The organism is Pseudomonas sp. 86_A (genome assembly GCF_017491705.1).
Lineage (GTDB): Bacteria > Pseudomonadota > Gammaproteobacteria > Pseudomonadales > Pseudomonadaceae > Aquipseudomonas > Aquipseudomonas koreensis.
Map to the genome: position 1 here is coordinate 68933 of NZ_JAFGYS010000010.1, position 14353 is coordinate 83285.

At 61.2% G+C, this 14353-nt stretch carries 12 protein-coding genes; 3 read left to right on the forward strand and 9 right to left on the reverse strand.

Annotated features, from left to right (window positions below):
- Positions 1-37 precede the first annotated feature (37 nt).
- From xseA to leuA, 3 genes are all read left to right on the forward strand, one after another.
- The gene (xseA, locus tag J5M57_RS16425; protein WP_064589062.1) at positions 38-1417 is read left to right on the forward strand and encodes an exodeoxyribonuclease VII large subunit; all 1380 of its coding nucleotides are present in this window, start codon (positions 38-40) and stop codon (positions 1415-1417) included.
- Between the two features lie 3 nt (positions 1418-1420).
- Positions 1421-2245, forward strand: a complete 825-nt coding sequence (locus tag J5M57_RS16430) for a peptidoglycan DD-metalloendopeptidase family protein (protein WP_207847911.1) — start codon at positions 1421-1423, stop codon at positions 2243-2245.
- 464 nt (positions 2246-2709) lie between these two features.
- Entirely contained in the window at positions 2710-4389 is a 1680-nt protein-coding gene (leuA, locus tag J5M57_RS16435; RefSeq protein ID WP_064589063.1) for a 2-isopropylmalate synthase, read from the forward strand.
- A 144-nt stretch (positions 4390-4533) separates the two neighbouring features.
- On the opposite strand, the gene J5M57_RS16440 is transcribed toward leuA, so the two are convergent.
- The 9 genes from J5M57_RS16440 to pilW all read right to left on the reverse strand — a co-directional run bounded on the left by J5M57_RS16440 (position 4534) and on the right by pilW (position 14343).
- On the reverse strand, positions 4534-5325 hold the full coding sequence (locus J5M57_RS16440; RefSeq protein WP_064589064.1) for an amidohydrolase: 792 nt from the start codon (positions 5323-5325) through the stop codon (positions 4534-4536).
- A complete protein-coding gene (locus tag J5M57_RS16445) occupies positions 5313-6461 on the reverse strand; it encodes a pyridoxal phosphate-dependent aminotransferase (RefSeq protein ID WP_169842374.1) in 1149 nt (382 codons plus the stop codon). The genes J5M57_RS16440 and J5M57_RS16445 overlap by 13 nt, the downstream gene beginning before the upstream one ends.
- Before the next feature lie 214 nt (positions 6462-6675).
- Complete coding sequence (gene der, locus J5M57_RS16450; RefSeq protein ID WP_064589066.1) at positions 6676-8148, reverse strand: ribosome biogenesis GTPase Der; 1473 nt, start codon at positions 8146-8148, stop codon at positions 6676-6678.
- Between the two features lie 136 nt (positions 8149-8284).
- Positions 8285-9436: an outer membrane protein assembly factor BamB gene (bamB, locus tag J5M57_RS16455; RefSeq protein WP_095136893.1), complete on the reverse strand. Its 1152-nt coding sequence runs from the start codon at positions 9434-9436 to the stop codon at positions 8285-8287.
- Positions 9429-10070 (reverse strand): tetratricopeptide repeat protein, encoded by a 642-nt coding sequence (locus J5M57_RS16460; protein WP_007964436.1) that lies wholly within the window; start codon positions 10068-10070, stop codon positions 9429-9431. The genes bamB and J5M57_RS16460 overlap by 8 nt, the downstream gene beginning before the upstream one ends.
- Positions 10071-10111: 41 nt before the next feature.
- Positions 10112-11401, reverse strand: a complete 1290-nt coding sequence (gene hisS, locus J5M57_RS16465; protein ID WP_003227887.1) for a histidine--tRNA ligase — start codon at positions 11399-11401, stop codon at positions 10112-10114.
- Positions 11402-11437: 36 nt separating this feature from the next.
- Positions 11438-12547: a flavodoxin-dependent (E)-4-hydroxy-3-methylbut-2-enyl-diphosphate synthase gene (ispG, locus tag J5M57_RS16470; protein WP_064589068.1), complete on the reverse strand. Its 1110-nt coding sequence runs from the start codon at positions 12545-12547 to the stop codon at positions 11438-11440.
- 3 nt (positions 12548-12550) lie between these two features.
- On the reverse strand, positions 12551-13585 hold the full coding sequence (locus J5M57_RS16475; RefSeq protein ID WP_207847910.1) for a RodZ family helix-turn-helix domain-containing protein: 1035 nt from the start codon (positions 13583-13585) through the stop codon (positions 12551-12553).
- On the reverse strand, positions 13585-14343 hold the full coding sequence (gene pilW / locus J5M57_RS16480) for a type IV pilus biogenesis/stability protein PilW (RefSeq protein WP_025109217.1): 759 nt from the start codon (positions 14341-14343) through the stop codon (positions 13585-13587). Before pilW ends, J5M57_RS16475 begins: the two co-directional genes overlap by 1 nt.
- Between the last annotated feature and the right edge of the window lie 10 nt (positions 14344-14353).

Below are 14353 nucleotides of genomic sequence, written 5' to 3' on the forward strand. Positions count from 1 at the left end.
GTGCAATGACGGCGACAATGCCTTTAAACTGCGCCCCATGATTAAAGATCCCTTTTCAAGGCTCGGCCTTGACCGTGAAGTCCTGACCGTCAGCCAGCTCAACGGCCGCGCGCGGGTGCTGCTCGAAGACGTGTTCAGCAACATCTGGGTCGAAGGCGAGATCTCCAACCTCGCTCGCCCGGCGTCCGGCCATGTGTATTTCACCCTCAAGGACAGCGGTGCGCAGGTGCGTTGCGCGCTGTTTCGCAACAATGCGGCGCGGGTGCGTCAGGCGTTGAAAGACGGTCTGGCCGTGAAAGTGCGCGGCAAGGTCTCGCTGTTCGAAGGGCGTGGCGACTATCAGCTGATTCTCGACACCGTGGAGCCGGCCGGCGACGGCGCGCTGCGCCTGGCGTTCGATGCGCTGAAGGAAAAACTCAGCGCCGAAGGCTTGTTCAGCGCCGAACGCAAAGTGCCGTTGCCGGCACATCCGCAGCGCATCGGCATCATCAGTTCGCCGACCGGTGCGGTGATTCGCGACATCATCAGCGTGTTCCGCCGCCGCGCGCCGCAAGTGCAACTGACGCTGATCCCCACGGCCGTGCAGGGCCGCGAAGCCACGGCGCAGATCGTCCGCGCGCTGAAGATGGCCGATGCCCGTGGTTTTGACGCGCTGATCCTCGCCCGGGGCGGTGGTTCGCTGGAAGACCTCTGGTGCTTCAACGAAGAAGCCGTGGCCCGCGCAGTGGATGCCTGCGTGACACCCATCGTCAGCGCCGTCGGGCATGAAACCGATGTGTCGATCAGCGACTTTGTCGCCGACGTCCGCGCGCCAACGCCTTCCGCCGCTGCCGAATTGCTCGCCCCGGACTCCAGTCATCTGATCCGTCAGGTCGAAAGCCTGCATCGCCGTCTGGTGATGCGCATGCGTGACCGCCTGATGCGTGATCGCCTGCGCCTGGAAGGCATGGCCCGTCGCTTGCGCCATCCCGGCGAGCGTCTGCGCCAGCAGGCTCAGCGTCTGGATGATCTGGACATGCGCATGCGCCGCGCCTTCGAACGCCAGCTCAATACCCGTCGCGAACGTCTGATCCGCCTGGAAACCCGCCTCGCCGGGCAGCATCCGGGACGCCAGCTGGCGATGTTGCGCCAGCGCCTCGACAGCCTCGCCGAACGCTTGCCCCGGGCCATGCGCGAAGGCCTGAAAAGCCGTCGCTTGCAACTGCACAGCCAGATGCAGACGCTGCATGTGGTCAGCCCGCTGGCGACCCTCGGCCGTGGCTACAGCATTCTGCTGGATGAGCGCGGACACGCGATCCGCAACGCCGCGCAGACCCACACCGGCCAGCGCCTTAAAGCCAAACTGGGCGAAGGCGAACTGCAAGTGCGCGTCGAGGACAATCACCTGACGCCTGTCACCCTCTCTTTACTGGACTGATCCATGCCGCGTTTTTTCGCTCCGTTATTGTTGCTGTGCCTGACCACCTTCAACGCCCATGCCGACAGCTACATCACCCGCCTGTTGAACAAACCGGTGCCGGGCGGCGTGGCGGTGGTTGATCTGGGCAGCGCCGCGCAGGCGCCGAAAGCCACTTATCAAGGCAAATCGGTGCTGGTGGTCAAGGAACAGAACAACTGGCTAGCGATTGTCGGCGTGCCGCTGACGGTCAAACCCGGCAGTCAGCAGATCAGCAGCGGCGGGCGCAATCTGCCGTTCACGGTCGGCAACAAGAAATACCCGGAACAGCACATCACCCTGAAGAACACTCAGCAGGTGAATCCGAACCCGGCCAACCTCAAGCGCATCGAGGGCGAACTGGCCGAGCAGATCAAGGCTTACCGCAGCTTCAGCCCGAACACCCCGAGCAACCTGTTGCTGGACAAACCGGTCAACGGGCCGCTGTCGAGCAAGTTCGGCGTGCGCCGTTTCTTCAACGGTGAAGAGCGCAATCCTCACGCCGGCCTCGACTTCGCGGTGCCGGCCGGCACGCCGATCAAGACCCCGGCGGCGGGCAAGGTGATTCTGACCGGCAACTATTTCTTCAACGGCAACACGGTGTTTGTCGATCACGGCCAGGGCTTTATCAGCATGTTCTGCCACATGTCGAAAATCGATGTGAAGGTCGGTGATCAACTGGCCCGCGGCGCAGTAGTCGGCAAAGTCGGCTCGACCGGCCGGGCGACCGGACCGCACATGCACTGGAACATCAGCCTGAACGATGCGCGGGTGGATCCGGCGATTTTCATTGGTGCGTTCCAGCCCTGAATATGTATTGAGGCGATCGGCCTCTTCGCGAGCAGGCTCGCTCCCACTCTGGATCTTATTCACAACAAAGATCGCCTGTGGGAGCGCGCCTGCTCGCGAATGCGGCCTATACAGCACATCAATACTTACTGAATTGCTATAAACCTCAATTGCGCCCCTATCAAACCTCGCGCAAAAAACAAAACGATCACGTTCATTACGCACAATAAAATCGCGCAAAATCTCGCTTTTCGAGTATTCCTCTCAATTTTTTTCGACTGCTTGCCATCCTCTCCCCTCGCGGTTAGGGTTGAAGACATGAAAACCTCTCACACCCTTATTCAGCTTCGCCAGCACCGCAGTCTGTGCCTCGTCAGCGCGCGACTGCCGGGCTGAATCGCTGCGCCTCGTCCCAAGCGTTTTCCCGAACATTCGTTCCACCGGCAGGCCGCCTCTTTTCGGCCCAGACAATAAGGAATTTCCCGATGAGCATGCTCAAAGACCCGTCTTCGAAATACCGCGCGTTCCCCGTCATCAACTTGCCGGATCGCACCTGGCCGTCGAAAACCATCGACACCGCGCCGATCTGGTGCAGCTCCGACCTGCGTGACGGCAACCAGTCGCTGATCGAGCCGATGGACGCGGTGAAAAAGCTGCGCTTCTGGAAAACCCTCGTTCAGGTGGGCGTGAAGGAAATCGAAGCCTCGTTCCCGGCCGCTTCGCAAACCGACTTCGACTTCGTGCGGACCCTGATCGAAGAAGGCCATATCCCGGACGACACCACCATTCAGGTGCTGACCCAGGGTCGTGAAGACTTGATCGAGCGCACCTTCGAATCCCTGCGCGGGGCGAAGAAAGCCATCGTTCACCTGTATAACGCCACCTCGCCTTCCTTCCGTCGCATCGTCTTCAACCAGGACAAGGACGGCATCAAGGCCATCGCGGTCAACGCGGCCAAGCTGTTCGTCAAATACGCGGCGATGCAGCCGGACACCGAGTGGACCTTCGAATACTCGCCGGAAACCTTCAGCGCCACCGAGCTGGAATTCGCCAAGGAAGTCTGTGACGCGGTGATCGAGGTCTGGAACCCGACGCCTGAGCACAAGATGATCCTCAACTTGCCGGCCACCGTCGAATGCGCGACCCCGAATGTCTACGCCGACCAGATCGAATGGTTCGGCCGCAACATCAACCGTCGTGACAGCGTGATCATCAGCCTGCACACCCACAACGACCGTGGCACCGGCGTCGCCGCCACTGAACTGGGCCTGATGGCCGGTGCGGATCGCGTCGAAGGCTGCCTGTTCGGCAACGGCGAGCGTACCGGTAACGTCGACCTCGTCACCGTGGCGTTGAACATGTACACCCAGGGCGTCGACCCTGAGCTGGACTTCTCCGACATCGATGGCGTGCGCAAAGTCGTCGAGGAGTGCAACCAGATCCAGGTGCACCCGCGTCACCCGTACGTTGGCGACCTGGTGCATACCGCATTCTCCGGCTCGCACCAGGATGCGATCCGCAAGGGCTTCGCCCAGCAGAAACCGGACACCCTGTGGGAAGTGCCGTACCTGCCGATCGACCCGGCCGACATCGGTCGCAGCTACGAGGCGGTGATCCGCGTCAACAGCCAGTCGGGCAAGGGCGGTATCGCTTACCTGCTGGAGCAGGAATACGGCATCAGCCTGCCACGTCGCATGCAGATCGAGTTCAGCCAGGTCGTGCAGCGTGAAACCGACCGCCTCGGCCTGGAAATGACCGCCAAGCAGATCCACGCGCTGTTGATCAGCGAATACCTGCAAGCCAACACCCCGTACGCGCTGGTCAGCCATCGCCTGCAGGAAGAAAACGGCAACAGCGCCGTCGAAGTGGAAGTGGCGAGCAAAGGTCAGGGCGAAACCAACCTGCACTGGCGCGGCAAGGGCAACGGTGCGCTGGAAGCCTTGGTGGCCGGCCTGCCGATCCCGGTGGAAATCATGGACTACAACGAACATGCGATCGGCGCAGGCACCAACGCCAAGGCCGCGGCTTACATCGAGCTGCGCGTGAACGGTGAGCGTGCGGTGCACGGTGTGGGCATCGATGAAAACATCACCACCGCCAGCTTCAAGGCGCTGTTCAGTGCACTGAACCGCTCGCTGAGCCAGCCTGAGGCGAAAGCGGCGTAATCGATCGCAGAAATGCAAAAGGCCCCGGAGTGCGAACTCCGGGGCCTTTTTGTTGAGAATCAAAAGATCGCAGCCTTCGGCAGCTCCTACAGGATGTACACCGTCCCGATGTAGGAGCTGCCGAAGGCTGCGATCTTTTGCTTTTCAGGTGAACTCGAAGGTGTCGGCATCCAGATTCGCCGGAAAGCGCTCGCGATACGCCGCCAACGGCGCAGCCTCCAGCACAACCTTGAACACGCCGTCCGCCTCCCCCGCCGCCAGCAGCGTCTCACCCTGGAAATCCAGCACCTGACTGTCACCGGTGTAGGCAAAACCCTTGCCGTCTGTGCCGATGCGATTCACCGCCGCCACATAGCACAGGTTTTCAATCGCTCGCGCCGGCAGGAGGCGGTTCCAGTGCAGACGCCGTGCGCCCGGCCAGTTGGCGGTGTACAGCAGCAGATCGGTGTCCTGTGCGTCGCGACTCCACACCGGGAAACGCAGGTCGTAGCAAATCAACGGACGGATGCGCCAACCCTTGAGCTCGAACTGCACCTGACGTTCGCCGGGGGTGTAGTGATTGTGCTCGCCGGCCATGCGGAACAAGTGGCGTTTGTCGTAATGCCAGACTTCGCCGTCGGGCCGCGCCCACAGCAGGCGGTTGCGATGGCTGCCATCCGCCGCCTGAATGATCACGCTGCCGGTAATCACGGCATTCAGCTTGGCCGCCTGAACCCGCAGCCATTTGCTGGTCGGGCCGTTCTCGGCTTCAGCGAGGGTCTCGGACTCCATCGAGAAACCGGTGGTGAACATCTCCGGCAGGATGATCAGGTCTGCACCCCGGGCTTGCTCCAACAGCACGTCGAAGTGCTCGAGGTTGGCCTGACGGTCATGCCAGGCCAGGCTGGTCTGGATCAGCGCCAGATTGAGATCGGGCAACGCACTCAGATCACGCATAGTTTTGCCGCTGCCTCGCGCAGCGTCTCCTCGCGTTTGGCGAAGCACAAGCGCACCAGGCGCTGGCCTTCGGGTGGATTCTGGTAGAACACCGACACCGGGATACTCGCCACGCCGTGTTCACGGGTCATCCACATCGCCATGTCGACGTCGTTCAAGTCAGGACGAATCTGCGAGTAGTCGACCAGCTGGAAGTAGGTGCCGGTGACGCGGGTGAAGGTGAAGCGTGATGGCGCCAGCAAGTCGCAGAACAGGTCGCGCTTGGCCTGATAGAAACCCGGCAGCTCTTCAACGTGCTCCGGATGCTCGGCCATGTAATCGGCCAAGGCGTATTGCAGCGGCGTGACCCCGCAGAAACTGACGTACTGGTGCACCTTGCGCAACTCGGCGGTCAACGCCGGTGGCGCGACCACATAGCCGGTTTTCCAGCCGGTGACGTGGTAGGTCTTGCCGAACGAGCTGACCACGAAGGCGCGCTGATACAGCTCTTCGTGGGCCAGCACGCTGACATGTGGCACGCCGTCGAACACCAGGTGTTCGTACACCTCGTCGCTGATCAGATAGATGTCGCGGCCGCGGATCAACTCCGCCAATTGATCCAGCTCGGCGCGGCTGATCAGTGCGCCGCTGGGGTTGTGCGGAGTGTTGATGACGATCATTTTCGTGCGCGGGCTCAGGGCCGCCGCGAGCTTGTCGAAATCGATGGAGAAATCGTTCGGGTTCAGTTGCACATGCACACACCGACCGCCCGCCAACTCCGTCGCCGGCTCGTAGCTGTCGTAGCAAGGGTCGAACACGATGACTTCGTCGCCGTTGTGGATAACCGCCTGAATCGCACAGAAGATCGCCTGGGTCGCGCCCGGCGTCACCGTCACTTCGCTGTCGGCATCGACCTTCACCCCATAGCTGCGCGCGATTTTTGCCGCGATCTGCTCGCGCAGCGCCGGCAGGCCGGTCATCGGCGAATACTGGTTATGGCCGCTGGCAATATGCCGACCCACCGCATCACGCAGCGACTGCGGGCCGTCAAAATCAGGAAAACCCTGGGACAGGTTGATGGCACCGGTCTGCGCCGCGAGCTGAGACATCTGCGTGAAAATAGTGATGCCGACATTCGGCAGCTTACTGGTGATCATCGGGGGTTCCCTGCTCTACACCCGGCTCTGACGGCGGCGCGGGAGAGCCCGAGGATAGCCCATCCGGCGCCCATAAAAAAAGGGCGCTCTGGTGAGCGCCCTTCTTATCGCCGAACCCACGTAGGAGCTGCCGAAGGCTGCGATCCTTTGATCTTGTCTTCGAAGCAAAATCAAAAGATCGCAGCCTGCGGCAGCTCCTACACGAAGTGATAAATCACTTCTTGTCGCGGCGCTTCTTGCTGGCTTTCTTGTTGTGCGACATCAAGCGACGCTTCTTGTTGACCTGGCGGTCGGTCAGCGTGTTCTTGTTGCCTTCGTACGGGTTCTCGCCGCCCTTGAACTCGATGCGGATCGGCGTACCGACCAGCTTCAGCACACGGCGGTAAGTGTTCTCCAGATAGCGCACATACGACTTCGGCACTTTCTCGATCTGGTTGCCGTGGATCACGATGATCGGCGGGTTGGCGCCACCCAGGTGAGCGTAACGCAGCTTGATCCGGCGGTTGTTGACCATCGGTGGCGCGTGCTCGCCAACGGCGTCTTCCAGAATCTGGGTCAGACGGTTGGTTGGCCAGCGAGTGACCGCCGACTTGAACGAGTTCTGTACGGAAGCGTAGAGGTTACCCACGCCGGTACCGTGCAGTGCCGAGATGAAGTGGATATCGGCGTAATCAACGAAGAACAGCCGACGCTGCAGCTCGACTTTCACGAAGTCGCGCTCGCTTGGCGTCATGCCGTCCCACTTGTTGATCGCGATGACCAGCGCACGACCGGACTCGATGGCGAAGCCCAGCAGGTTGAGGTCGTGATCGACCACACCTTCGCGGGCGTCCATCACGAAGATCACCACGTTGGCGTCTTTGATCGCCTGCAGGGTTTTGACCACGGAGAACTTTTCGACTTCTTCGTGGATCTTGCCGCGCTTGCGCACACCGGCGGTGTCGATCAGCGTGTACTTCTCTTCATTCCGTTCGAACGGGATGTAGATACTGTCGCGGGTGGTGCCGGGTTGGTCGTAGACGATAACCCGATCTTCACCGAGCATGCGGTTGACCAGGGTCGACTTGCCGACGTTCGGACGGCCGATGATGGCGATCTTGATCCCGTCTTTTTCGCTCGGGCCAGGAATGCGCTTGGCTTCCTCGCCTTCAGCGACGATCTCTTCCTCTTCGCCTTCCTGCGGTTCGTCTTCGTCACGCGGGAAATCGCTCAGTGCTGCTTCCAGCAGTTGAGTGATACCACGGCCGTGAGCACCGGCGATCGGGATCGCGTGGCCCATGCCCAGCGGAGCGAATTCGGCGCGGGCCATTTCCGGGTCGATGTTGTCGACCTTGTTGGCAACCACGTGAGAACGCTTGTTACGTTTGCGCAGGTGCTCGGCGATCATCTGGTCGGCGGCGGTGAAACCGGCCTTGGCATCTACCAGGAACAGCACAACATCCGCTTCTTCGATGGCGAGCAGCGACTGCTCGGCCATTTTTTCGTCCATACCGTGTTCGTCACCGGAGATACCGCCGGTGTCGATCAGAATGTAGGAACGCCCTTGCCACTTGGCCTCACCGTACTGGCGATCACGGGTCAGACCGGACAAGTCGCCGACGATGGCGTCACGTGTCCTGGTCAGGCGGTTGAACAAGGTGGATTTGCCGACGTTCGGTCGGCCCACCAGGGCGATTACGGGAACCATGCGGCTCTCCACTTCGTTATTTCAGAAAATACAAAAGCCGCTGCGAGGCAGCGGCTGGTGCTCGGGGCAACGCCTGTACGCGCTGCAAGCCCCATGAATCCGGGGCCGCCTGGGGGGTTAACCCCAAGCATAGTTGTTACTTGATGGTCAGGGCTTCCAGTTTGCCGCTGTTGCCATACACATAGATCGTGTTGCCTACCACCAGCGGACGGGCACGCAGGCCGTCACTGTCGATACGCTCACGACCTACAAAACGACCGTCCACCTGACTCAACAGGTGCAGGTAACCTTCCATGTCACCGACGGCTACGTAGCTGGAGAACACTTCCGGCGCCGACAGTTGACGGCGGGCCAGCGAATCGTTGCTCCACAACGCGGTGGTCGAACGCTCGTCGACGCCTTCAACGGTGCCCGAAGACAGGCTCACGTAGACGTTGCCGAAACCCTGGGCGACACCGGCATAGCTCGACGCATCGCGCTGCCAGAGTTGACGACCGCTTTGCAGATCGAGTGCCGCGACGCGGCCCTGATAGCTGGCGACGTACAGGGTTTCGCCGGACAGCAGCAGACCGCCGTCGATGTCGACCACGCGCTCCAGTTCCGAACGACCGGTTGGAATCGCAACCCGTTGTTCCCAGACCGGCACGCCGTTGGAAATGTCCAGGGCAACCACTTTACCGGTCGACAGACCCGCCACCGCGAGGCGGTTGGTCACGACTGGCGCGCTGGTGCCGCGCAGGGTCAGTACCGCAGGGGTGCTGTCGTAGGTCCAGCGACGGTCGCCGGTGGCCGCGTCCAGGCCGATCAGACGATCGTCCTGAGTCTGGACCACCACCACGTCACCGTTGTTGGCCGGCGGCGCGAGGACTTCGCTGGACACCCGGGCGCGCCACTTCTCTTCGCCGTTGATGGCGTCGAGGGCAACGATTTCACCCTTGAGGGTACCGATCGTGACCAGACCGTAACCCACGCCAACGGCGCCGGACACAGGCAGTTCAAGATCCTTTTTCCACTTCACGTCGCCATTACTGCGATCCATGGCCATCAGCACGCCGGTGACATCGGCGGCGTAGATGGTGTCACCATCGATCGCCGGCACCAGCATGTTGTAGGTTTCGCCCTGACCGTCACCGATCGAACGGCTCCACTGCTTTTGCAGGACCACTTCTTCTTTGAAGTCGGTCAGCTCGGCCGGTGGCAGTTCTTTTTTGCTGTTGCTGCTGCAACCCGCGGCCAGAATGGCCAGAGCCAGCAATGCTGCATGCTTCCAACGGATCACGTCACGCATCCCCTTTGGCCAGGTCGTCGAGCTTGATTTGAAGGCCACCGACTGCCGCTTCATCCGACAGTGCCGCCTTGGCTTTTTGATACGCGGTGTTCGCCTCGTCGGTACGACCCAGCTGCACCAGCAGGTCACCCTTGAGTTCTTCGCGAGTGGCCAGGAACGCCTTGTCGGCGTCGCCGTCGAGCAGCTTCAGGGCTTCATCGGCCTTGTTCTGCGCACCCAGCACCTGAGCCAGACGCTGACGGGCGATTTCGCCCAGCGCCGGGTTGGCCGGCTTGGCTACGATGGCTTTGAGCTCGGTGGCTGCGTCGTCCAGCTTGCCGCTGTCGACCGCTACTTTTGCCACGAACAGGCTGCCGTACTGTGCGTACGCGGTGCCGCCGAACTCGCTGTTGAGCTTGCCGGCCAGATCCGCAACGCGTGCAGCGTCAGGCTTGCCATCCGGGGTCAGCGTGGTTTCCAGCAGTTGCTGATAGAGCACCGAGGCGCCTTGCGACTGGTTGCTCTGATACTTGTGAAAAGCCTGCCAGCCGAACACGATGACCAGCGCCAACAGGCCGCCGGTGACCAGAGGTTTGCCGTTGCGTGTCCACCAGTCCTTCAAATCCGCCAACTGTTCGTCTTCGGTACTCGACACCCCAATACTCCTTAATCGCTAAATCGGCTGTTTAGACAGCTTCAACCCTGCACGACGCAGGTGGCCAGGTGAGCGGCAAGCGCATCCCAGGCAATGCTTTGTTGTTCGCCCTGGCCACGCAGGGGTTTGAAACCTACCACTTGCTGGGCCATTTCGTCGTCACCCAGGATCAGTGCGTACAGCGCACCGCTCTTGTCGGCTTTCTTGAACTGGCTTTTGAAGCTGCCGGCGCCGGCATTGACTTGCAGGCGCAGGTTTGGAAGCTGGTCACGCACCCGCTCGGCCAAGGCCAGACCGGCCAGTTCGGCCTGCTCGCCAAAGGCGCAGAGGTAGACGTCGACCTGACGGGAGATTTCTTCCGGGATCTGCTCCAGGGTTTCGAGCATCAACACCAGACGCTCGATGCCCATGGCGAAACCGACGCCTGCGGTCGGCTTGCCGCCCATCTGCTCGACCAGACCGTCGTAACGACCGCCCGCGCAGACAGTGCCCTGGGCGCCGAGTTTGTCGGTGACCCATTCGAATACGGTTTTGCTGTAGTAATCGAGGCCGCGCACCAGTTTCGGGTTGAGCACGTAGGGAATGCCAACCGCGTCCAGACGCGCCTTCAGCCCTTCGAAGTGGGCACGGGACTCGTCATCCAGGTAGTCAGCCATTTTCGGTGCATCGACCAATACCGCCTGCGTGTCGGCATTTTTGGTGTCGAGCACGCGCAACGGGTTGGTTTTCAGGCGACGCTGGCTGTCTTCGTCGAGCTTGTCGTGGTGCGCCGAGAGGTACTCGACCAGCGCTTCACGATAGCGACCACGGGACTCGCTGGTGCCCAGGCTGTTGAGTTCGAGCTTGACCGCATCACGAATGCCCAGCTCGCCCCACAGACGCCAGGTCATGATGATCAGTTCGGCGTCGATGTCCGGACCGTCGAGGTTGAACACCTCCAGACCGATCTGGTGGAACTGGCGGTAGCGGCCTTTCTGCGGACGCTCGTGACGGAACATCGGGCCGATGTACCAGAGCTTCTGAACCTGGCCACCACCGGTGATGCCGTGCTCGAGCACTGCACGCACGCACGCCGCGGTGCCTTCCGGACGCAGGGTCAGGGAGTCGCCGTTGCGGTCTTCGAAGGTGTACATCTCTTTTTCGACGATGTCGGTGACTTCACCGATCGAGCGCTTGAACAGCTCGGTGAATTCGACGATCGGCATGCGGATCTGCTTGTAACCGTAGTTATCCAGCAGACGCGCGACAGTGCCCTCGAAATAACGCCACAGCGGGGTCTGTTCGGGCAGGATGTCGTTCATGCCACGAATGGCTTGCAGAGACTTGCTCACTTTAAATCCTTAAATTCGTTCGGCACTTCAGTCAGGTCAGCCGCGTGCGATAACCGCTGCGTCAGCTTCGACCTTCTCGGCCGCTTTCTGGCGGATCAGCTTTTCCAGCTCGTCCACCAGATTGTCATTCGTCAATTTCTGCGACGGCTTGCCGTCGATGTAAATCAGGTTTGGCGTGCCGCCGGTCAAGCCGATATGGGCTTCCTTGGCTTCGCCGGGGCCGTTGACTACGCAACCGATGACCGCGACATCCAGTGGCACCAGCAGGTCTTCAAGGCGCCCTTCCAGCTCGTTCATGGTCTTGACCACATCGAAGTTCTGCCGCGAGCAGCTCGGGCAGGCGATGAAGTTGATGCCACGGGAACGCAGGTGCAAAGACTTGAGAATGTCGTAACCGACCTTCACTTCCTCGACCGGGTCGGCCGCCAGCGAGATGCGGATAGTATCGCCAATCCCCTCGGCGAGCAGCATACCTAGGCCTACGGCGGATTTCACTGTGCCCGAACGCAATCCACCGGCTTCGGTGATACCCAGGTGCAGCGGCTGGACAATTTCCTTGGCCAGCAAGCGGTAGGCTTCGACGGCCATGAACACGTCGGAAGCTTTCACGCTGACCTTGAAGTCCTGGAAATTCAGGCGCTCGAGGTGCTCGACGTGACGCAGCGCGGACTCGACCAGCGCGGCCGGGGTCGGCTCGCCGTACTTCTTCTGCAGATCCTTTTCCAGGGAACCGGCGTTGACGCCGATGCGGATCGGGATCCCGCGGTCACGGGCGGCATCGACCACGGCACGCACACGGTCTTCGCGACCGATGTTGCCCGGGTTGATGCGCAGGCAGTCCACACCCAGCTCGGCCACGCGCAAGGCGATCCTGTAGTCGAAGTGAATGTCGGCAACCAGCGGCACCTTGACCAGTTGCTTGATCTTGCCGAACGCCTCGGCGGCGTCCATGTCCGGTACCGAAACGCGGACGATGTCGACGCCGGCCGCTTCCAGACGATTGATCTGTGCGACGGTGGCAGCCACATCATTGGTGTCGCTGTTGGTCATGCTCTGCACAGCGATAGGCGCATCGCCGCCGACAGGCACGTTACCGACCCAGATCTTGCGCGAAACGCGACGTTTGATTGGAGATTCGCCGTGCATGACTTATTGACCCAACTTCAGGCGAGCAGTCTCGCCACTGGTGAACGGAGCGATATCGACCGGTTGGCCGTTGTAGCTGACCTGCGCGGCACGAGCCACACCCAGGCGTACCGCCAGTGGCGGCTTGCCGGAAACCGAGACGCTGTCGCCTTTGTGTTTCAGACCGCTGAACAGCACCTTGCCGCGACCGTCGGTCACCTGCGCCCAGCAATCGGCGGTGAACTGCAGTTGCACCTGGCCATCGCCGGCAGCCGGAGCAGCCGCTTCTGCGGTAGGTGCAGGGGCAGCCGCGACAACGGGCGCCGTCACGGTCGGTGCCGGAGTGGTCGGAACGTTCGCTGCCGGGGCAGCCGGCGTAGCAACCACCGGGGCCGGGGTGTGAACCGGTGCGGCTGGCGTTGCAGCCGGAGCGGTCGGCGCAGTGGCCGGAGCCGCAGGCTCGGCGCCGGTCGATTCAGCGGTGGTTTCGGATTGTGGCAGCGCCAGAGCGGTCGCGCCCTCGGCCTGATTTTCGGCGACAGCCTGGTCTTCCGGCTCGTCGATCGGGTGAATCTGCGTGGTGCCATCGGCGCCTTCGACTTCAACGTGCTCCGGGGCCAGGCTGGTCAAGTCTTTGGTGCGCTGCGAGGTCTGATCCTGCCACCAGACGAAACCGCCGCCGATGACCGCAATCAGCAACAACAGGCTGACAATGCGCAAAATGGTGTGGGACACCCGCACAGGCTCTTCGATACGGCCCAGCGCATGCACATTGCTGCCCTGGGAATCGGTGCCGGTGGACTGGTCGAATTGCTGAACCAGAACGGTCTGGTCCATGCCGAGCAATTTGGCATAGGCGCGAATGTAACCGCGAGCGAAGGTATGCCCCGGCAGCTTGTCGAAAGCGCCAGCTTCAAGATTGCTCAGGGAAGTCACGGTGAGGTTGAGCTTGAGGGCCACTTCGGCCAGCGACCAGCCATTGCTTTCGCGGGCCTGGCGCAAAGTCTCACCGGGATTAACGCGAGTCGCTGCTACAACTTCGGGATGCGCCGCTTTCATCATTGCTCCGACAGGTATTGCTGATATTCCGGCGTACCGGGATAGAGTCGTTTTAGTTGCAGGCCATAACTGGCGGCCTTGTCGCGATCTTCAAACACTTTTGCCAGCCGAACGCCGAGCAATAGACTACGTGCATTTTGCTCGGTTAGCAGGCTGAAACGGTCGTAATAGTCACGCGCGGGCACATAATGCCTGTCTTCGAAGGACAACTCAGCCATTTCCAGCAAAGCACGCGGTTGTTGACGGTTCAGTCGCAGGGCTTTTTCCAGTTGCTGCTGCGCCAGTTCCCGCTGCCCGAGCTTCGCCGCGGTCATGCCGAGGTTCTCGAACACCCGCGAACGCTCAGGATACAGGGTATCGGCGGCGGCCTGTTCAAAACGCTCGTAGGCTTCCTTGTAACGCTGTTCTTCGTAGAGAAAACTGCCGTAATTGTTGAGAATGCGCGCGTCGGCGGGACGGGAGGACAGGGCTTTGCGAAAGTGTTCGTCGGCCAGTTTCGGTTCCATTTCGGCCTGGAACACCAGACCTAGCGCAGCGTTGGCATCAGGATCGGAACCGTCCAGTTCCAGCGCCTTCTTCAGCGGCACCTTGGCCCGCTCGGTCATCCCTTGCTGCAAGTATCCCAGTCCCAGTTGCACGTAGGCAGCACGCGCTTCATCGCGGCCCTTGCTGGTCTTCATCGGGTTGTAGTCACCCGACAGGACACAACCAGCACACAGGCTGGCCATCAGCAACAGCAGCGCAAAGCGCAGGGACATAGAGATCCTC